The organism is Robertmurraya mesotrionivorans (assembly GCF_050971805.1).
Lineage (GTDB): Bacteria > Bacillota > Bacilli > Bacillales > Cytobacillaceae > Robertmurraya_A.
In genome coordinates this window covers 1-20,032 of the sequence record NZ_JBPCCH010000027.1, presented here as the reverse complement: position 1 = coordinate 20,032, position 20,032 = coordinate 1, and the positions used below count along the sequence as shown (strand labels likewise).

At 38.3% G+C, this 20,032-nt stretch carries 20 protein-coding genes and 2 tRNA genes; all 22 read right to left on the bottom strand.

Annotated elements, in window-relative coordinates; genetic code table 11:
• Positions 1-63: 63 nt before the first annotated feature.
• The 22 genes from rlmH to ACRX5O_RS22750 all read right to left on the bottom strand — a co-directional run bounded on the left by rlmH (position 64) and on the right by ACRX5O_RS22750 (position 19,860).
• Positions 64-543, bottom strand: a complete 480-nt coding sequence (gene rlmH / locus ACRX5O_RS22855; RefSeq protein ID WP_433908051.1) for a 23S rRNA (pseudouridine(1915)-N(3))-methyltransferase RlmH — start codon at positions 541-543, stop codon at positions 64-66.
• An 80-nt stretch (positions 544-623) separates the two neighbouring features.
• Positions 624-782, bottom strand: coding sequence for a CxxH/CxxC protein (locus tag ACRX5O_RS22850; protein WP_119710404.1), 159 nt, complete (start codon positions 780-782; stop codon positions 624-626).
• Between the two features lie 171 nt (positions 783-953).
• A complete protein-coding gene (locus ACRX5O_RS22845) occupies positions 954-2,168 on the bottom strand; it encodes a S1C family serine protease (protein WP_433908050.1) in 1,215 nt (404 codons plus the stop codon).
• A 119-nt stretch (positions 2,169-2,287) separates the two neighbouring features.
• Positions 2,288-3,082, bottom strand: a complete 795-nt coding sequence (locus ACRX5O_RS22840; RefSeq protein ID WP_433908049.1) for an MBL fold metallo-hydrolase — start codon at positions 3,080-3,082, stop codon at positions 2,288-2,290.
• Position 3,083: 1 nt separating this feature from the next.
• Positions 3,084-3,893, bottom strand: a complete 810-nt coding sequence (locus ACRX5O_RS22835; RefSeq protein ID WP_433908048.1) for a two-component system regulatory protein YycI — start codon at positions 3,891-3,893, stop codon at positions 3,084-3,086.
• Entirely contained in the window at positions 3,880-5,217 is a 1,338-nt protein-coding gene (locus ACRX5O_RS22830) for a YycH family regulatory protein (protein WP_433908047.1), read from the bottom strand. Before ACRX5O_RS22830 ends, ACRX5O_RS22835 begins: the two co-directional genes overlap by 14 nt.
• Entirely contained in the window at positions 5,214-7,049 is a 1,836-nt protein-coding gene (gene walK, locus ACRX5O_RS22825; protein ID WP_433908046.1) for a cell wall metabolism sensor histidine kinase WalK, read from the bottom strand. Before walK ends, ACRX5O_RS22830 begins: the two co-directional genes overlap by 4 nt.
• A gap of 7 nt (positions 7,050-7,056) precedes the next feature.
• A complete protein-coding gene (gene yycF, locus ACRX5O_RS22820) occupies positions 7,057-7,764 on the bottom strand; it encodes a response regulator YycF (protein ID WP_119710410.1) in 708 nt (235 codons plus the stop codon).
• Between the two features lie 166 nt (positions 7,765-7,930).
• Positions 7,931-9,406: a peptidoglycan DD-metalloendopeptidase family protein gene (locus ACRX5O_RS22815; RefSeq protein ID WP_433908045.1), complete on the bottom strand. Its 1,476-nt coding sequence runs from the start codon at positions 9,404-9,406 to the stop codon at positions 7,931-7,933.
• 377 nt (positions 9,407-9,783) lie between these two features.
• Positions 9,784-9,856 (bottom strand) — tRNA-Phe (locus ACRX5O_RS22810).
• Between the two features lie 88 nt (positions 9,857-9,944).
• Entirely contained in the window at positions 9,945-10,076 is a 132-nt protein-coding gene (locus ACRX5O_RS22805; protein WP_433908044.1) for a hypothetical protein, read from the bottom strand.
• Between the two features lie 88 nt (positions 10,077-10,164).
• A tRNA-Glu gene (locus ACRX5O_RS22800) sits at positions 10,165-10,236 on the bottom strand.
• 146 nt (positions 10,237-10,382) lie between these two features.
• On the bottom strand, positions 10,383-11,675 hold the full coding sequence (locus ACRX5O_RS22795) for an adenylosuccinate synthase (RefSeq protein WP_119710412.1): 1,293 nt from the start codon (positions 11,673-11,675) through the stop codon (positions 10,383-10,385).
• 191 nt (positions 11,676-11,866) lie between these two features.
• Positions 11,867-13,231: a replicative DNA helicase gene (dnaB, locus tag ACRX5O_RS22790; protein ID WP_433908043.1), complete on the bottom strand. Its 1,365-nt coding sequence runs from the start codon at positions 13,229-13,231 to the stop codon at positions 11,867-11,869.
• Between the two features lie 129 nt (positions 13,232-13,360).
• Positions 13,361-13,810 (bottom strand): 50S ribosomal protein L9, encoded by a 450-nt coding sequence (rplI, locus tag ACRX5O_RS22785; protein WP_433908042.1) that lies wholly within the window; start codon positions 13,808-13,810, stop codon positions 13,361-13,363.
• Entirely contained in the window at positions 13,807-15,780 is a 1,974-nt protein-coding gene (locus tag ACRX5O_RS22780; protein ID WP_433908041.1) for a DHH family phosphoesterase, read from the bottom strand. The genes rplI and ACRX5O_RS22780 overlap by 4 nt, the downstream gene beginning before the upstream one ends.
• 28 nt (positions 15,781-15,808) lie before the next feature.
• Positions 15,809-16,747, bottom strand: a complete 939-nt coding sequence (locus ACRX5O_RS22775) for a YybS family protein (RefSeq protein ID WP_433908040.1) — start codon at positions 16,745-16,747, stop codon at positions 15,809-15,811.
• A gap of 127 nt (positions 16,748-16,874) precedes the next feature.
• Positions 16,875-17,114, bottom strand: a complete 240-nt coding sequence (gene rpsR / locus ACRX5O_RS22770; RefSeq protein ID WP_066059822.1) for a 30S ribosomal protein S18 — start codon at positions 17,112-17,114, stop codon at positions 16,875-16,877.
• Between the two features lie 50 nt (positions 17,115-17,164).
• Entirely contained in the window at positions 17,165-17,686 is a 522-nt protein-coding gene (ssb, locus tag ACRX5O_RS22765) for a single-stranded DNA-binding protein (RefSeq protein WP_119710416.1), read from the bottom strand.
• A 72-nt stretch (positions 17,687-17,758) separates the two neighbouring features.
• The gene (gene rpsF, locus ACRX5O_RS22760) at positions 17,759-18,046 is read right to left on the bottom strand and encodes a 30S ribosomal protein S6 (protein ID WP_119710417.1); all 288 of its coding nucleotides are present in this window, start codon (positions 18,044-18,046) and stop codon (positions 17,759-17,761) included.
• Between the two features lie 129 nt (positions 18,047-18,175).
• Positions 18,176-19,327 (bottom strand): glycosyltransferase family 4 protein, encoded by a 1,152-nt coding sequence (locus ACRX5O_RS22755; RefSeq protein ID WP_433908039.1) that lies wholly within the window; start codon positions 19,325-19,327, stop codon positions 18,176-18,178.
• A gap of 11 nt (positions 19,328-19,338) precedes the next feature.
• Positions 19,339-19,860, bottom strand: coding sequence for a phosphatase PAP2 family protein (locus ACRX5O_RS22750; RefSeq protein WP_433908038.1), 522 nt, complete (start codon positions 19,858-19,860; stop codon positions 19,339-19,341).
• Positions 19,861-20,032 lie beyond the last annotated feature (172 nt).

Genomic DNA, 20,032 nt, shown 5'->3' with positions numbered 1-20,032 from the left:
GCCCCACTAAGGAGAAAGTAGTTTAACTATTACTTTCTCCTTTAATTTAAGGAAAAACCTCATTTACTTATGGTACGGTTCATTCCTATTAATCCGGTAAGCCCGATATACCTGTTCAAGCAGGATCAACCTCATTAATTGATGTGGGAATGTCATTTTAGAAAATGATAACTTCTCATCTGCACGGTTTAGTACATCCTTACTTAAGCCAAGCGAACCTCCAATAACAAAGGCAATTTTACTTTTTCCGTATGTAGCTAACTTATCAATCATATCCGCCAGTTCTTCTGACGATCGTTGCTTTCCTTCAATGGCTAGGGCAATGACATATGTATCTGGAGAAATTTTCGCTAACAGCCGCTCTCCTTCTTTATTCTTTACCTGTTCCATTTCTATTTCACTTAATTGCTCTGGAGCTTTTTCATCTGGGAGCTCAATCACTTCGACCTTCGCATAGGCCGTTAGTCTTTTCAAATACTCATCGATCCCTTGCTTTAAGTATTTTTCTTTAAGTTTGCCAATTGTTAATAATGAGATATTCACACTTCATCCTCACTTTACGAACAAGATATCCACAGAAGTTATCCACATGTCCACATTTTTAATCCACATGTTGTATAGGATCATTTGTTCCCTACCATATATATAGCATCATTTCGACAATATTCACAAGTTGTTGATAACTCATTTCCCTCAACTTTTAGTAAGGTTGGAAATGTCTCAAACTCATCTACGACCGTATCTATAGCAAGATCTACGTGTTCTTCACAGCAGTAAATCATGTTATTTCCCTCCTTCAAAATTCTCCAAACTTCAACAAAATCCTATGTGGATATCTTATATGTAGTTTGTCCAAAACTTATCCACATTCCTATCCCATCCTACCAAAAGTACCGCGAAATTTCTATCCACAAAAAAGAAATACAGACATCATGCCTGCATTTCTCCCTCAACTATAATGTATTTCCACCTAGCTTCATCGTTGTTTCTTGAAGCTTTCCAGCACGGTAGAATTTAATTTTCAGCTGATCTCCAACTTTCTTTTTATTATATAGATGCTTTCTTAAATCAATTACATCTTTAATTGGATCGCCGTCCATTTCAACAATCACATCCAAATCTTCTAATCCTGCTTGTTCTGCAGGTGAGTTTGGATCCACCGTCATAATCACCACTCCAGATGTTACATCTTCCGGAAGTTTCAATGTTTCTTTCTGATGATAGGCTGATACTTCATTTACTGATTGAAGTTGGATTCCCATGTATGGTCGTTTTACCTCACCAAACTCCTCTAGGTCACTAATAATTGGCTCAGCGGACTTTATTGGAATGGAGAGGCCGATTCCCTCTACGGAACTCTGAGCAATCTTCATAGAGTTAATGCCAACCACTTGCCCACTGATATTAATTAATGCTCCACCACTATTACCAGGGTTAATTGCAGCATCCGTTTGGAGAACTTCAGCCTGCCAATCAATCGCACCATCTTGGTTGATATCAACAGGAATCGCACGCTCTAAACCTGATACAATCCCTTGTGTAACTGAGCCAGAAAACGTTGCCCCAAGTGGATTTCCAATGGCGATAACTGGCTCTCCAATTTTTAAAGCATCCGAATCACCAAACTCAGCAACAGTTTCTATTTTGCTTCCATCAACCTCAAGAACAGCCAAATCAGTCCAAACATCACTGCCTCTTAGCTTAGCTTCAAGCTTTGTTCCATCAGACAATGTAACCTCAAGTGAGTTTGCCCCTTCGATTACGTGATGGTTTGTTACAACATATGCTTTGCCATCCACTTTTTTATAAATAACACCTGATCCTGACCCTGCTTCCTGACTACTTGTTTCTGACCAAAAACTGGTCGTTTGAAGATTCGTAATTCCAACTACCGCATCTCCTGCTTTTTCTACTGCCTTTGTTATATCTGTCACTACGTTTAAGCTAACATTTTCTGTCCTAACAGCGTCGTTGTTTGTCGTACCGTCTTCTACATCTGAATCTGTTTCTGTTGAATATGGAAGAACATCAAAGCCAATTCGAGGCAAGGCAACCACAATAAGAAAAACACCTAAAATGGCTCCAACTAAGCTTGCTAAAAAGTACCCTCCTCGATTTCCCTTTTGTTTTCTGTACCGTGTTTCGTAGTCTTGATCATAATAACCCACGATTCACCAATCCTTTCAAACAATCATTATCTATGTAGTTTTTATCCCTATATATAATATAATCCCTTCTTGCCAGAGAATAAACCAAAAAGGTGACCCGAAAGTCGGAATCACCTTTATTATACCGCAGTTAACACCGTTGGAACTTTAGGATCGGTATCGTATAAATCAAATTGCTCTCCAATGATGATGCCCTTGCTTTGAAGTGTTTGCTCGACAGACATTTTAGCTAAATCTTTCATATTGTTGTCTTGACTTAAATGAGCTAAGTAAATACGTTTTGTGTTATCACCAGCTACTTCACTCATCGCAATGGCTGCATCTTCATTCGATACATGTCCAACGTCACTCAAAATTCGGCGCTTAATGCTCCATGGATACTTTCCCATACGAAGCATTTGAACGTCATGGTTGCTCTCAAAAACAAACACATCTGCGTTCTGAATGATTCCCTTCATACGATCACTAACATATCCTGTATCTGTAATTAGAACGAGCTTCTTTCCATTATGATGAAATACATAAAACATGGGCTCTGCCGCATCATGGGACACGCCAAATGATTCAATATCTACCCCACCAAAGCTTTTGACTGTTTCCATGTCAAACGTAAATTTCTGCTCCACAGGAATTTCCCCTACCAAATGATTCATGGCATCCCATGTTTTTGCATTAGCATAAACAGGAAGCTTGTACTTTCTCGCTAATATTCCGACTCCTTTGATATGGTCACTATGCTCATGGGTTACAAAAAGTCCAGACAGCTTACTAATGTCCCGATCAATTTTTTGAAAAAGAGCCTCCATTTGCTTCCCACTATGTCCTGCGTCTACTAGAAAGGACTGACCTTCCGATTCTACATAAATCGCATTCCCTGTACTCCCACTCGCTAGGATACTAAAATGCAATGACATACTATTCACTCCAATTATTTTCTTCGTCCTTTAGTTGAATGACTTGTCCTTCAAAGGCATTCACAAATAAATTCTCCCCTCCGTTTAACACAAAGCGCCACGCAGGTGTTAATACCTGTGATGAAGTTAAACGAACAAGTGTGTAATAGCCAAACTCGACTCTCTCTATCTTCGTTCCATACGGTAAATAGCCATTTTCATAAAGTGTTTCTATCGCCTTGATGGGCTGAATAATTCTTTCATCTTCCGACAGCTCCTCGATTTTACCGAGGAATGTTTGTTTGTAGGAAACTACTTCATTATCACTATTTAATTTGAACGTGATTTGGCCACTTTGGTTTTTATAAAATAGCTTTTCTTGGTACTGCTGATAATAAGTAATACTATTTTCGGTATCATCTCTACCCCAATAACGATACTGGTCACCATTCATGACTGATCCTTTTAAAAACGCATCTAACTCAGGTGGTTGCCCTTTGCTACTCACTTTTAAAGGTGTATCCAATTCTGATTCAATGTATTGGTTGTTTCTTATCGTAATGGTTTGACCACTGAGTGTTGTATCTATAAGCATTTCAACCTCTTCCTCTGTAAACACTTTCGGTACCGTACTTAAGTACTTGTCCTTTTCAAGGTTTTTTGGAAGATCATTGTATGTGATTTCATCCGCCTTTAATCGGTTTTCTAAAGAAGGATTGGTCGCATATTCATATTTGGTTGCGGTACGAATCTTTAAGAACTCATTCATAAGATAGATATTTAAAACGAAAAAGGAAAGGATAAAGATGGTTTTAATTCTACTCCAATCCATGCTTTATCCCCCCATTCTCGCTGCTGGGTACCATTTTCCACTCATCGTTATACTTATAGTACCAAGAGGGTTCTAAATAAATTAGTGAATTCTGGGTAATTTCGGTTTCGGTAACCTTAGACATGTGATAGCCAATCGTAAGATCCTGAAGAAAATCAAGGTCAACATCTTCTACTTTTTTCAACTCCTCTAGTACACTGACACCAGAGGGAAGCGTAATTTCAGTTGCTTCCAATCTTCTTCCTAACATGAAATTACTTCGAAAATATTTATTTATTCCACTAGCATTCCACATTTGTAAAATTTCCGATATTCCATTGTCGCCAAAGATGGGGTAACCATTTAAATCGTATAATCGGAATAATATGACCTGTTCTGACTCATCCATTCCTACATATCGATAATTATCCGTCCAGCCACCATGACTATTAATAAAATCAATACTTTTTTCCAGGAGGTGACTCGATTTCGTTGTTGTCTCACTTTCAACATCTTCTGTTTTCACATAGGAAACGGTATTTGTTTCATTATTGATACTCAACAATGTAGTAGTATCCGTGTACTCTTCACCGAAAGAGCTATAATTCTTTGACACTACATTCGGATCGCTAAATAAGGCGCCACGAAGTTTTTCCGTCGATAAGTCCACAGTTAGATGCTTATAAAAGGCAATTTTTACAGGCTCTTTTCTAAGCATCGTAAAACTTTCCCGATTAATTGGTTCATATAGTGCAAGCTTTTCATTCTCATTTATGTTCGTATAATAGCGCTCTTTAAAATCATTGATATAAGAGGCTGAAACATATGCTCGAAGCACTTCATGTTCTTTGGAGGAAATAAAATAAACGACTCCTCCCTCTCTTGTTTCTGGCTCTAAATCAATAACAATTCGGTCAAAATTACTTTTAGGAAGATCATTACTAGGTAATTGTAACGCGCTTCGATACTCCTTTAAAGGAACAATATCAGGAAAAATAAGTTCTAAAGCGTTTTTATCATAAATAAAGGAAGGAATGTTTTTTACGAGTTCTGATATATCTTCAAACTCGCTGAATCCCCATAAGCTTAACTCCTTCATGGTTTGATCAATTTCAAAGGAATCAAATGTACCATAGTGTTTCTCGCCTTGATGTAAAAACAATCGTTCAGGGCGAACAATTTTGCTCAATTCCTTCGTTTCACCAAGCGATACCTCTTCAACGGTATTACCACTTTCCTTCAAAGTGTCATAATTGGGCTGATATGTCCACAACATCCATGTAAGAAGAATGCTAAAAACAACAAGAATTAATAGGACGATAGACTTTATCGTTTCATATTTCATGTCCAATCATCCTCCTCATTTCGATCATAAGGGAGGGTGAATGAGACTGTTGTCCCCTTCCCTTCCACGCTCTCCGCCCAAATCTCTCCTCCATGGGCTTCTACCATTTCTTTTGCGATGGCTAGTCCTAGACCTGTTCCACCAAGCTTTCTTGTTCTTGCTTTATCCACTCGATAAAATCGTTCAAAAATTTGCTGAAGATTTTCTTTTGGAATGCCCATCCCCTGATCACTGACATTAACTACAATATGATCTTCCTTTTCCTCCACTTTAAACGTGATTTTCCCACCCTGTGGAGAATACTTCATAGCATTTGAAATGATATTATCAAGAACTTGTGTAAGCTTGTCTGCATCTCCCTCAACAAAGGCAGCATGATCTAATAGGTTTCGTTCAAAAGCAGTATTTTCGTCCTTAATAATCTCAAAACGATCAATAATTCGATTGAAGAAATCTATAAAATTAAACCATTCCTTCTTAAGGCGATAATCCTTGCTGTCCATTTTAGAAAGCTGAAGCAAATCATTCACTAGACGTATCATACGCTCTGTTTCTGTTTGCGTCACACTTAAAAAGTTTGGAGCGATTTCCTCGTCCTTCCATGCACCATCTGATAATGCTTCTAAGTAGCTTCTCATCGTGGTTAAAGGTGTCCGCAACTCGTGTGACACATTGGCAACAAATTCTCGTCTCTCTAAGTCAATTTTTTCTTGTTCTGTAATATCATGAAGAACCGTTATTAGTCCATTTACAAAACCTGTTTCCTTTTGAATGACTGAAAAATTCGCCCGTAGAATAAGAGGTTTTGTCGCTGTGCTATAGTCCAAAATAAGCGATTCTTTCTCTACAAGTAAGTCTTCAAACGAATAGTCTTCTTCTAAGCCTAATAAAGACACAATGGAGCTAGATAATATTGTTTCACGTGAAACACTTAAAAGCTTTGCCGCAGGTTCATTGATAAGGATTACTCGCCCTTTTCTATCGGTAGCAACTACACCATCTGTCATATAGGAGAGAACAGACGATAACTTTCGACGTTCTCCTTCAGTCGTTGCATGTGCCTCTTGCAACTTTTTTGTAAGGTTATTAAAAGTAATGGCCAACTGACCGATCTCATCATATCCGTATACTTTTACCTTTCGAGAGAAATTTCCTTTAGCCATTGCCTGTGCCTGCTTTCGCATATCAGAAATCGGCCTTGTAATCGTTTGTGCTAGTAAAATTCCAAGTACTGCTGTAATCAATAATGCAATACCAGTCCCTGTCGCAAGAATATTATTAATGGTTTTCATTTGTGAATACACATTTTCTTTCTTCGCTACCAAGTAAATAACTCCGGTAACATCATCATCGGAACGAACAGGTTTTACTAATATCCAAATCCGTCCTTTCTGTCGATCTATTTGAGTGACATCCTCTCCTTCATCAGAGGATGTAGCAATGACACGCCTAATTAATGTATCGGTAGATCTTTGACCTACAATTCCTTGATTATAAGGATCTGATGTGCCAATTATTTTTTGAGTACTAGCCTCTATTAAACGAACCTCTGTTATATCTGTCGTATTTAAATCAGACAGTATGTTCTTAACAGCCTCTTCGATAGTTGGCCCTTCATCATCTGGATTACGTTCCTTGCCTAGCTCTTCCCCTAAGTAATAGGCTAAAAGATTAACTCTCTCTTCAATAGAGGTTTCAAAATTTCTCAACAATGTGTTTTCAAGCTGCCTAACAAAATAAACACCGATGATTTGCATTGCAATTAATATTAACAATACGTAAATCATGACAAATTTAAGATGAATAGATCGAAAGAACCCAACCTTTTTCATTTACTGATTACTCCTGCTCAGGATTTCGTAAATAGTATCCAACCCCTCTTCTTGTCACAATCCATGTTGGGTGACTTGGGTTATCTTCAATTTTCTCACGAAGTCTTCTAACGGTCACATCGACTGTACGAACATCGCCAAAATAATCGTAACCCCAAACGGTTTGTAATAGATGTTCTCTCGTCATCACTTGTCCGATATGCTGGGCTAAGTAGTGAAGCAGTTCGAACTCTCTGTGAGTAAGCTCGATCATCTCACCGCGCTTTGAAACAATATAAGCATCTGGATGAATCGTCAATGAGCCTAGTTCAATCTCATTTGTCTCATCTTCTTCCTGCTGACTTAAATTTGTTTGATGTCTTCTTAAATTTGCTTTCACACGAGCAATTAATTCTCTTGTACTAAATGGTTTTGTTACATAGTCATCTGCACCAAGTTCAAGACCAAGAACTTTATCAATTTCAGAATCCTTTGCTGTTAGCATGATAATAGGCATTTCATATTTTTTACGAACTTCCCGACATACTTCCATTCCATCACGTTGAGGAAGCATAATATCTAATAAGATTAAGTCTGGCATAATTTCTTCTACCATCTTTAATGCTTCGTTCCCATCATATGCACAATATACGTCGTACCCTTCCTTCTTAAGGTTAAATTGAAGGATATCTGCAATCGGTTTTTCATCGTCGACAACTAGTATACGTTTTTCCATTTCATAGCTCCTTTAGTTGACTGTAATATTTATTTTATCTTCCGCTATTTTTACTGTTCATAATCCTTACTTTATCATGATATGCCATTGAATTCACGCTTTTAGCAGGCATATCACTTCATTAAGAAATAGAAAACCTCTAGTTTTCACTAGAGGTATTAATATATTATCTATTTACATAATTTAGTGGATTTACTAAACTACCATTTTTATAAACTTCAAAATGAAGATGGACACCTGTTGAATCTCCAGTTGAACCCATCACTCCAATAGCTGACCCTTTAACAACTGTTTGGCCAACACTTACACTGATTGAAGCTAAATGCGCATAAACCGTACGCATTCCGTTATTATGATCAATGACAATCTTGTTTCCATACCCGCCATCATACCCAGCAGATACGACTGTTCCATTGTCAGCAGCTTTAATGGTTCCACTGCTAGGTCGTGCAATATCTATACCTTTATGTTGTTTGCCCCATCTAAAGCCCATTTGGCTGGAAACATAACCTCCATTTGCAGGCCATGCAAGGGACCCGTCACCACGAGATGGTACAACTTTTGTTCCTTTTCTAACAATATAATTAACAGGTTCTTGAAGGACCTGTTCACTTGTAACCTCTTGAGCTACAGGGATTCCATTTTGCTCTGAGACTTTATATGTTACCTCACGAGCCCCTTCTTTTCCCTCTTGTTCTACTTTTGTATCACCTTTATACATTGCTTCATCTTCTATTACTTGATTAGCAAATGGTATTGTTTCCTTTTTTGCTTTTTCTTTCACTACTACTACTTGAAGAAGGGGTTGCAGGAAGGTTACATTCAATTCTTGCCCAATCTTTAACACACTATCTTCTGTCATACCCGGGTTAATGGATAATAATTGTGACATTTCCATTCCATGTGCTGAGGCGATTCCACCTAACACATCTCCCTCTTTCACAGAGTATTTCTTTTCTTCTAATGTACCCTTAGTTAAAAAGGTAACTGCTTCCTCAACAGTTAGTATTTTATCTGGAGTAACTTTTTCTACATTTTGTGAAACTTCTTTTGTGAATGAAACGTCTAATAGACGAACTTCATTTTCCTTTAGAGGAGATAATACCACTTCAGGAGTTGCCTTACGAGTTTCCAACTCTGTTAGTTGGTCCTGTGAAACATACTTTAGCTTCAAAGCATTTAACACCTGATCCGCCTCTGCTTCGCTATTTAAGTAAGCTACAGCTTTTCCATCAATAACTAATGCTGAAGCATTTGCTTGAACGGCCAGTTTACTTTGGATGATTTCTGCAACTTCTTCGTCATTTGTTTTAGCACTAGAACTAAACACTTGCTCTGAAACATATGTAAGTTGTGAATCAACTGCTAAATCTAAATTTGTATATGATTGCTTAAACTCTTCTACTTTTTCATCTAGAATTTCTTGAACCACTTCTTTGTCAGAAACAGTACCAACATATTCTTTATTCATATATACATAGTATACGGTGCTTAAATTAGAGCCACTAGCAGATGCAGTACTTACACCAAATGTAAATGCTCCTATTGCCATTGCTGAAATAGCTGCCATTTTTATTGTAGGTTTTAGACTATTAGATGTGTTGATCGTTAGTTCGGAAAGTCTCTTATTGAAAAAACCCATTCTCTAATCCTCCTAGACTAGCGCAACAAAACACTTTTAGTGCTTTTAACTCTTTTATTTTTATATTATTGCATAATAAGACTTCTTTACTTTACCATAAATAAGCCAGTAAGAGTTTACTAGCACCTGATATGTAACACAAATGTATAATTAATGACATTATATTACAAAAGCTAGTCGAATGAATAGAATGATATCTTGCGTAGGTTTTCTAGCAAAACATTGATATAACAGCTTTTCCAAAAGAAACGCTTTCATTTCTTAGAAAAATCACTACGGCTATTTTCGACAAATTTCTTGGAAGAAATTTACTTGAATATTACATCTCTGTAACAAAAAAGAGGAATTTGTCATAGGACAAACTCCTCTTTCATAGATGGCTCAGGACGGAATCGAACCGCCGACACAAGGATTTTCAGTCCTTTGCTCTACCGACTGAGCTACTGAGCCGTAATTAATATTTCACCCTAGATATGTATTGTTTCGTCCTTCGTCCCGATTTTTCAAATCGGTACGCTGGATGTTTCTTCTTTGGAGCTTATTCATCGTGCTCTACCGACTGAGCTACTGAGCCGCATTTATTATTTAACCCTAGATATGTATTGCTCTGTCCTTCGTCCCGATTTTTCAAATCGGTACGCTGGATGTCTTTTCTTTGGAGCTTATTCATCGTGCTCTACCGACTGAGCTACTGAGCCATAATTATGTATTTATAAAAATTCCAACCTCTTGCCTTTGAAGAGATTGGAATAGTGTGATGACCCCTACGGGATTCGAACCCGTGTTACCGCCGTGAAAGGGCGGTGTCTTAACCGCTTGACCAAGGGGCCATGTGCTTATTCGACATATTATGACGACGTTTTTTATATTAGCATAATAGCTTTATAGTTTGCAATATGTTTTTATAAAAAAATTCATTTTACTTAAATAAAATATTCGCCACTACGATCAGTGGCGAATATTGAGATTAATTTGATTAGCTTTGTCTCCATGGATTTAACACAACATTCGTTTGTGTACGATCTGGACCTACAGAGAAAATTGACAATGGAATACCTGTTAACTGTGCAATTCGCTCTAAATAGTGACGAGCATTTGCTGGTAGCTCAGCAAGTGATTTGCAGCCTGTGATGTCCTCCGTCCAGCCTGGCAGCTCTTCAAAGACTGGCTCACATTCAGCTAATGTTTTTAAGCTAGCCGGGAATTCTTCAATTACTTCCCCTTTGTAACGGTACGCCACGCAGATTTTTAATGTTTCAATACCTGTTAACACGTCAATGGAATTTAGAGATAGATCTGTAATTCCACTTACTCTTCTAGCATGTCTGACGACTACGCTATCAAACCAACCGACACGACGCGGACGTCCCGTAGTTGTACCATATTCACGGCCCACCTCACGAATTTGGTGACCAATTTCGTTATCTAATTCCGTTGGGAAAGGACCGTCCCCTACACGAGTCGTATAAGCCTTAGATACCCCAACTACGTGCTTAATTTTCGTAGGACCTACACCCGATCCAATCGTCACTCCACCTGCCACAGGATTTGAAGATGTAACAAACGGGTATGTACCTTGGTCAATATCAAGCATAACTCCTTGAGCACCTTCAAAGAGAACGCGACGTCCTTCATCAAGTGCATCGTTTAACACAACTGAAGTGTCACACACATAGTGTTTAATTTGTTGACCATACTCGTAATACTCATCAAGAATATCTTCAATCTTAAAGCCTTCAGTCTCATATATACGCTCAAGCAAACGATTTTTCTCTTCTAGGTTACGTGCTAGCTTTTCCTCGAACACTTCACGGTCAAGAAGGTCAGCAATACGTATTCCGATACGCGCTGCCTTGTCCATATAAGCTGGGCCAATTCCCTTTTTCGTAGTACCAATCTTATTTGCTCCCTTGCTTTCTTCCTCTACTTCATCAAGGCGCAAATGGTAAGGCAAAATAACATGTGCACGGTTGCTCACACGAAGATTATCTGTTGTAACACCCTTGTCATGTAAGTAAGCAAGCTCTTTTACTAAAGCTTTTGGGTCTACAACCATTCCATTTCCAATCACACAAGCCTTATCACTATAGAAGATTCCAGAAGGAATTAAATGCAACTTATACGTTTCTCCGCCGAACTTAATCGTATGGCCGGCATTATTTCCTCCTTGGTAACGAGCGATCACTTCTGCATTTTCTGATAAGAAGTCTGTGATCTTTCCTTTTCCCTCGTCTCCCCATTGTGTTCCAACTACAACTACTGATGACATATAACAGCACCTCCAAAGGTAACTTAGTTTTTTTCGTGCAATCAAACATCATTAGTTTACCAATGTGAACCGCTAAAAGTCAATAAAACCCGAACGATTTTTGTAAGATTAATATTTTTTGTTCGTAATTAATTCGTTTTTCATAGAAAAAAGACTAGCCGGTTCTGCTAGTCTTTTATTATTCTAATCTATTAAGCTCCAGATGGAACTCCATTATCATCAAAACGCCGCTCTAAGTTAACAAACTTATTATATTCCTTCACAAACGCTAACGATACTGTTCCAGTCGGACCATTACGCTGCTTCGCAATAATGATTTCGATAATGTTCTTACTTTCCGATTCACGATCATAATAATCATCACGATATAAAAAGGCAATTACGTCGGCATCCTGCTCGATACTTCCTGATTCACGGATATCTGACATCATTGGACGCTTATCTTGACGCTGTTCTACTCCACGAGAAAGCTGTGATAAGGCAATAACAGGTACTTTCAGCTCACGAGCAAGAGCCTTTAAGGAACGGGAGATTTCTGATACCTCTTGTTGACGGTTCTCGCCAGATCGCCCACTTCCTAGTATTAACTGCAAGTAATCAATCAGAATCATACCTAGGCCATGTTCCTGCTTTAAACGGCGACATTTTGAACGAATATCTGTAATTCTTACCCCTGGGGTGTCATCAATAAAGATTCCAGCATTCGATAAGCTCCCCATAGCCATCGTTAGCTTACCCCAGTCCTCGTCTGTTAATGAACCCGTTCTAAGCCTTTGTGCATCAATATTTCCTTCTGCACAAAGCAAACGCATCACAAGCTGTTCAGCACCCATCTCGAGACTAAAAATAGCAATATTTTCACCGGTTTTTGATGCGACGTTTTGCGCAATATTTAAGGCAAAGGCTGTTTTACCAACGGATGGTCGTGCTCCTACAATGATTAGGTCATTCCGTTGAAACCCTGCTGTCATACGGTCAAGCTCTGAGAACCCTGTTGCTAAACCCGTTACTTCCCCAACACGATTATTCATGACTTCAATATTGTCATATGTTCGGACAAGGACGTCCTTTATATTATGAAAAGCACCCGCATTTTTTCGGCCGGATACTTCTAAAATACTTTTCTCTGCTTCTCCTAACAAAACTTCAACTTCGTCTTCACGCGTATAACCGTCTGTAGCAATGGTGGTTGCTGTACGGATTAATCGTCGAAGTAATGATTTTTCCTCAACTATCTTAGCATAGTATTCTATATTAGCAGCTGTCGGAACCGAACCAGCTAATTCACTTAAATAGCTTACGCCACCAGTATCTTCAAGGAGCTTCGCAGCTGAAAGCTCTTCTGTCACTGTTATTAAATCGACGGCTTTTCCTTTGTCGCTCAGCTGTAACATCATTTGGAAAATTTTCTGATGTGCTGCTCGGTAAAAATCATCAGGAATTAATATTTCCGAAGCCATTGTAAGAGAAGATGGTTCTAAAAATATCGCACCTAAAACCGCCTGCTCAGCCTCTATATTTTGAGGAGGGAGACGGTCAGCATATAAATCATTCATTTATAGTAACCTCCCTTTGCTTTCTTAGAGGATATGATAAAAACCAGAAAAAATGTGACCAGAAAAACGGGTCACATTTTGTTAGCTACTCTATTTTATCATGAATATACCGAAATGGAACTTCCAAATTTAGTTTACTTCTTTTACGTGTACATTTAACGTAGCTTGAACTTCGGTATGAAGCTTTACCGGTACTTTTGTATAACCTAAAGCACGGATAGCATCTTCTAATTCAATTTTACGTTTGTCAATTTTAATATTATGCTTTTTTTGCAGCTCTTCTGCAATTTGCTTACTAGTGATAGAACCAAAAAGTCGCCCACCTTCACCAGCTTTTGCAGTTAATTCTACTGTGATTTTTTCAATCGTTTCTTTTAGTTTTTTTGCTTCAGCAAGCTCTTCTGCAGCTAGCTTCTCTTGCTTCTTTTTCTGTCCCTCAAGGGTACTAACATTTGTTGAATTCGCTTCTACTGCAAGTCCTTGTTTAATCAAGAAGTTTTGTGCGTACCCATCGGCAACATTTTTCACTTCTCCCTTTTTTCCTTTTCCTTTAACATCCTTCAAAAAGATCACTTTCATTCTTTCTTTCTCCCTTCCATATACTCGTGAATGGCCGTTTGCAGTCTTTCTTCCGCTTCCTCAATAGTTACATCAGTCAGCTGTGTTGCTGCATTTGTTAAATGGCCTCCACCATCGAGATTCTCCATAATAATTTGGACGTTCACGTCACCCAACGACCTGGCACTAATTCCAACTGTTTGATCTGAACGCTTCGAAATAACAAATGAAGCTTGAATTCCGTCCATCGTCAGCAGGGTATCTGCCGTTTGTGCAATTAAAATTTGGTCAATAACCTGCGTGTTATTTCCTTTTGCAATAGCGACCCCTTTTTTGAAAAAATAAACCGTTTCGATCAATTTAGCACGTTTTAAGAATGAATCAACATCTTCTTTCAAAAACTTTTGTACAAGAACCGTGTCAGCCCCTTGCCCTCTTAAATACGAAGCAGCATCAAAGGTTCTAGCTCCTGTACGAAGAGTAAAGCTTTTTGTATCTACAATAATACCAGCTAAAAGAGCTGTTGCTTCAAGCATATCAATCTTTCCACGTTTTGGCTGATATTCTAATAACTCGGTAACGAGCTCTGCTGTTGAGGACGCATATGGCTCCATATAAACGAGTAGTGGACTTTGAATGAACTCTTCTCCTCGTCTATGATGGTCAATAACCACAACATGGTCAATTTTTGTTAATAAACGCTCTTCAATAACTAATGAAGGTTTATGTGTATCAACAACCACTAACAGAGTGTCCTCCGTTGCAAGCTCTAGTGCCTGCTCCGGTGTAACAAATCGTTCAAACAATGATTCATGTTTTTTGATCTCTTCTAATAACCTTTGAACACCTGTATCAATATCGTTTGGATTTAAGACGATATGAGCATCCCGTTCATTCATTTGGGCAACCTTTTGTATACCTATTGAAGCTCCAATAGCGTCCATATCCGGACTTTTATGCCCCATAATGATGACCTTGTCACTTTCTGTTACAAGCTCCTTAAGTGCATGCGAAATGACCCTCGCACGTACTCTTGTCCGTTTTTCAACTGGATTCGTCTTTCCACCAAAAAACTTAACCTTACCATTTGTTAACTTAATCGCCACCTGGTCCCCACCACGACCTAGCGCTAAATCAAGACTAGATTGTGCTAATGAGCCTAACTCTGGTAGTGACGATACACCAGAACCTACTCCAATGCTCAAGGTTAACGGGACATTTTGTTTTGAAGTCGTTTCTCTCACGTCATCAAGGACAGAAAACTTCCCTTTCTCGAGCAGCTGTAAGATATTTTCATTAAATACAGCAATAAAGCGTTCAGAGGTAATTCTTTTTAGGAAGACTCCATTTTCCTGCGCCCACTTATTTAAAATCGATGTGACAAGGTTATTCAAACTACTTCTTGTCTGATCTTCCATTCCTTGCGTTAATTCATCATAATTATCTAAGAAAATAATTGCAATGACGGTGCGTTCATCTTCATATAACTTTTCAATTTCTGTTTGTTCAGTTACATCAAAGAAGTACAGGAGTCTTTCCTCAGGACGGTGAATGACTCTAAATTTACGATCATGAATCGTGATGATTTCTGTTTCAACATCTTGCTTAATTAAAGGAATAAGTGATTCGCCTACATCATAGAGTGACCTACCAACAAGTGTATCCTCTTCAAAGCATGAAGCTAAGAACGGGTTCGTCCACTCAATATAGTAGTCATCATTAATTAACATAATACCAATTGGCATTTCCATGAGCGCTTCCTCGCCCACTTTTTTCACTCGATAGGACAATGTAGTTATGTATTCTTCCATTTCTTTTCTTTGTTTTCTTTCAAGCTGAAAGATATAGAAAAAGGGAAGGAATGCTACTATTAATCCGATTAAGCCTAGTAACCAATTGTACACAGCAATTAATCCGAGAAGCACCACTGTTATGGCAATTAATGCGTAGATGGGGTAGCGAATCGATCGCTTTTCTAGATAAGAAGGCATAATTTCAGCTCCCACACAGTAGTGTATTTTATTGATTCTTTATCCTCTTTCTTAAATCAAAGCCTAAATCAATTATACCTAATATCCGTACAATATAAAGTAGTTGTGGAAATAACAAGACTCCAATTGTGAACATTATTGGCACTGCCCTTGGAAACTTCTTTGCATTACTAAAGTAATAAATGAAAGCCAAACCTTGTAAAACCATTAACCATTGAAGTAAAAAGGCGATATTTACAATGGCCATAAAAGCAAAACTTCCCTCTTCAGGGTTAAATATCATCGAAGCAATAATGGAAAATAAATAGATCCATAAAATACTTTTTGGCAACTGAAGTTGACGAAAAGGCTTCCAATTCGTAATTTCAACTTGAAAACGTTTTGCTATAGGAAAACTAACTAGTTGAATAAAGAACACTGCAAGAAATGCAGCCATAACAAACAAAGTTGGTTTTAAAAACCTTCCCGCCTCTATTCCAGCAAGTAGTTCTTCCATCTGCTTCTCATTGGGAGTTTGTCCTAATGATTCCATGATTGAAAGGGAGGATTCTATGGAAGCTTTGGTTGCTGCTATGGTTTCGTCAATAAAGTCAATTTGGAAAAAAGCAACTGAAATAGCATAGGTCAACACAACGGTTAATAGAAAGGCTATGGAGCCACCAAAGTAAATCGCTTCCCTACTTTTCTTCTCTCTTATAAAGTCTCCCATCACTAAGCCTGTTAGACCAAAGGTAATGGCTACTGGGATGGCAAATACTGTTCCCACAATTAGTGATAGTAAAATGGAAGCAACAAAAAACACTAGCATACTTTTGCGATCATTTTTATACGCAAAAAGAATAAAAGGTAATCCCAAGAACAAGTTGGTTACCATCCCTAATAGGGGCAAATACGTTGTTAACAAAAGAAGAGCTGCATAAATAGCTAGTAACAAAGCTCCTGTTGTTAACTGTCGAACATTATTCAATCCCTCACCTCATTTAATTGCATCACTTCTATTTTATCTAGTTCTAGAGATGGATTCAACTCATACAGATTAGATGTCAAAGTTAAGAATAAAAAAAGACACCACTAAGGGTGTCTTTCTCCGTTCATTATTCACCAGTAACGTATGGTAGTAATGCCATAGTACGTGAACGCTTGATAGCAACTGTTAATTTACGTTGGTATTTAGCGTTTGTACCTGTTACACGACGAGGTAAGATTTTACCACGTTCTGAGATGAATTTTTTAAGAAGATCTACATCTTTGTAATCGATATGAGTGATTCCGTTTGCTGTAAAGAAGCAAACTTTACGACGCTTCGCGCGTCCACCTCTACGTCCTCCGCCCATTGCCATGAGTATTTCCCTCCTTTAATAAAAGTTATCGTATGTTCAAGGATTTAAAATGGTAAATCATCATCAGAAATGTCGATTTGACCACCGTCATTTGCAAATGGATCTTCATCCATTCTTGTAAAACCTTGGTTATTATTATTGTTGTTTCTATATGGTTGATTCTGATTGTTATTCCCGTATGGTGAAGCTTCTCTTTGCCCTCCGAAGCCTCCTGCGTTTCCGCCAGGAGCAGAACCACCAGAAGCACCTCTTGGCTCCAAGAATTGAACACTTTCAGCTAATACTTCAGTGACATATACTCGCTTACCATCTTGTCCATCATAGCTGCGTGTTTGAACACGACCATCTACGCCAGCAAGACTGCCTTTTTTCAAGAAGTTTGCTACGTTTTCTGCAGGTTTACGCCAAATCACACAGTTGATGAAATCTGCTTCTCTTTCTCCTTGCTGATTCGTAAAAGCACGATTGACCGCAAGTGTAAAAGTAGCCACAGGAACCCCATTTGGTGTATAGCGTAATTCAGGATCTTTCGTCAACCGACCGACTAGAACAACACGATTCATCATCAGAATCAACCCCCTTTCTTCTACGTCTAATGTTTCACGTGAAACATCAAGATTAGAAGTGCTTATCTATTCTTATTTTTCGTCTCTAGTAACCATGTGGCGGATAATATCTTCGCTGATTTTAGCTAAGCGAGAGAATTCTTCCACTGCAGCTGCATCAGAGTTAACTTTTACAAGTTGGTAGTAGCCATCACGGAAATCATTGATTTCGTATGCAAGACGACGCTTACCCCACTCTTTTGCTTCAGTAAGTTCCGCACCATTATCAGTTAAGATAGTGTTGAAACGCTCAACTAAGGCTTTTTTAGCCTCATCTTCAATGTTTGGGCGGATGATGTACATAATTTCGTACGCTCTCATCACGTTCACCTCCTTTTGGTCTAAACGGCCCAATTGGGCAAGGAGCAATATTCATTACTCACAAGAAGAAATTATATCATAGTAAGAAACGAAACACAAGGTTAGATTGAAGTCACTCATTGATTACAGTTAAGCATTCTTTTTTAAATTTACTAATTTCCGCTTAATCGTTCGTTTACACTCATTGATTAAATCGTCGAAGATTCCTTCCCATGTTTGCTTTAGTGCATATTCTCTTGCATTTTTCCCCATGATGAGCCTACTCACTTTGTTAGTGAGTAATTGTTCCGTCTGCTTAATAAAATCCTGGTAATCGCCAGCTTCACATATCTTTCCAGTTTTGTTATGCTCTACAATTCCACTTACTCCTCCACGATTAGAGACAATTGCAGGAGTTCCACTAGCAAGTGCCTCTAGTACAACGTTCCCAAATGTTTCTGTTTGAGATGGAAATACGAATAAATCACTAGCTGCATAACAAGAAGCCAGTTCATTCCCACTTAAATACCCCGTCATTGTTATATTTGTGCTCTCGTTCGAAAGACTAGATATCTCCTCAAAACTAGGACCATCCCCTACAATTAACCAGTGGACGCTTACTTTCCACTTTTTCGAGAAATGTTCAATGATCTTTTGTAGTGTAGATAGGTCTTTTTCTGGTGCAAGTCTTCCTACATAAAGAAGAATATAAGGAGCTTTTATATTATATTTTTCTCGAATGTTGACCGTTTGGTTAGAAGGACGAAAAAGTGAGCAGTCTACCCCTCTCGACCACATAGATAAATTGGTGAAGCCTTTTGTTTGGAGATGCGTTAACGTCTCCTTAGAGGGAACAAAAATTCGTTCTGAGGAAGAATAAAACCATTTTAAATATCTCCACAGAATTGGAGAGATCCAACTCAGCTTGTAATAATCCAGATACTGATCAAAATGTGTGTGATAAGAGGAAATGATAGGAATATGCAATTTTTTAGCTGCATGGGAACCTAGTACTCCCATCGTTAATGGCGTAGCCACGTGGATAAGGTCTGGAGAAAATGCTTGTACTCGTTCAAGGATGGTATTCGGCAGAGCCAATGCTGTTCGACATTCTGGGTAGATAAAAAAAGGAATACTCATAAATTGGTGAACATAGGGGTACGTATTACTCCCCTCCAACTCAGGTGCAAATATTTCTACTGTATGCCCTTTTTGTAGTAGGTAATCAGAGTATCTTTTCAATGATTTTGCTACACCGTTTACTTGCGGAAAAAATGTGTCAGTAAAAATAGCTATTCTCAAACTGATCCCCCCTAGAAAAATAGATGACAAAATCCCATTGCTGTGAAAGCACCTAGTAACGAACCTGCTAACACATCGGTTGGATAGTGGACGCCTAGTATTACACGAGAAAGCGCAACCATGATTGCAATAGGAAACAATAAAGGAGCTAAAAATGGATCAAATAAAATAAAAGGTGTAACAACTGAGAATATTGCTGTAGAATGGCCAGACGGAAAGGAAGGATCCTTTAGTGTTGGACCATGTATGGTAGCTTGTAAGGTTGATAAGTGAGGCCTAAGTCGTCGAAATTGCCTCTTAGCTAAAAAGACAAACAAATGGCTTAAGGTCAAAGAAAAGTAAACGACGATAACTACTTCTCTAAGCTCTAACGGACCAAACACCCAAACGAATAAAGGTATTCCCATAGAGCAAAGAGCACCACCTAAATGAGTAACCCATCTAAAGATTTGAATTAGGAATAACGGCTGCTTGTTTAATAAGTAGAAAATGATTTCATCAGATTTTACAATCCAATCCATTGTTCGCTTCACTTATACACCCACCTTTCTAATGCTTTCAGTTTAAGCGGAAAACATTGAAACCAGGTTGATTTACTGTTAAGAAAACGTAAAAAACCACCTTGATTTGAAGTGACCCCATAAAGTTAGACATTTTATTTCATCAGGCAGCTCTTAAGGTCTGAGTCCGGTATTGTACCGGACT

Bases quoted from the DNA above. Each gene is read 5' to 3' on its own strand.
- yycF (WP_119710410.1), bottom strand. From the start codon at position 7,764: ATGGAAAAACGTATACTAGTTGTCGACGATGAAAAACCGATTGCAGAT.
- ACRX5O_RS22835 (WP_433908048.1), bottom strand. From the start codon at position 3,893: ATGGATTGGAGTAGAATTAAAACCATCTTTATCCTTTCCTTTTTCGTT.
- ACRX5O_RS22780 (WP_433908041.1), bottom strand. From the start codon at position 15,780: ATGCCTTCTTATCTAGAAAAGCGATCGATTCGCTACCCCATCTACGCA.
- rpsF (WP_119710417.1), bottom strand. From the start codon at position 18,046: ATGAGAGCGTACGAAATTATGTACATCATCCGCCCAAACATTGAAGAT.
- ACRX5O_RS22830 (WP_433908047.1), bottom strand. From the start codon at position 5,217: ATGAAATATGAAACGATAAAGTCTATCGTCCTATTAATTCTTGTTGTT.
- ssb (WP_119710416.1), bottom strand. From the start codon at position 17,686: ATGATGAATCGTGTTGTTCTAGTCGGTCGGTTGACGAAAGATCCTGAA.
- ACRX5O_RS22815 (WP_433908045.1), bottom strand. From the start codon at position 9,406: ATGGGTTTTTTCAATAAGAGACTTTCCGAACTAACGATCAACACATCT.
- ACRX5O_RS22850 (WP_119710404.1), bottom strand. From the start codon at position 782: ATGATTTACTGCTGTGAAGAACACGTAGATCTTGCTATAGATACGGTC.
- walK (WP_433908046.1), bottom strand. From the start codon at position 7,049: ATGAAAAAGGTTGGGTTCTTTCGATCTATTCATCTTAAATTTGTCATG.
- ACRX5O_RS22840 (WP_433908049.1), bottom strand. From the start codon at position 3,082: ATGTCATTGCATTTTAGTATCCTAGCGAGTGGGAGTACAGGGAATGCG.
- ACRX5O_RS22805 (WP_433908044.1), bottom strand. From the start codon at position 10,076: ATGAATAAGCTCCAAAGAAAAGACATCCAGCGTACCGATTTGAAAAAT.
- rpsR (WP_066059822.1), bottom strand. From the start codon at position 17,114: ATGGGCGGAGGACGTAGAGGTGGACGCGCGAAGCGTCGTAAAGTTTGC.
- dnaB (WP_433908043.1), bottom strand. From the start codon at position 13,231: ATGAATGATTTATATGCTGACCGTCTCCCTCCTCAAAATATAGAGGCT.
- rplI (WP_433908042.1), bottom strand. From the start codon at position 13,810: ATGAAAGTGATCTTTTTGAAGGATGTTAAAGGAAAAGGAAAAAAGGGA.
- ACRX5O_RS22795 (WP_119710412.1), bottom strand. From the start codon at position 11,675: ATGTCATCAGTAGTTGTAGTTGGAACACAATGGGGAGACGAGGGAAAA.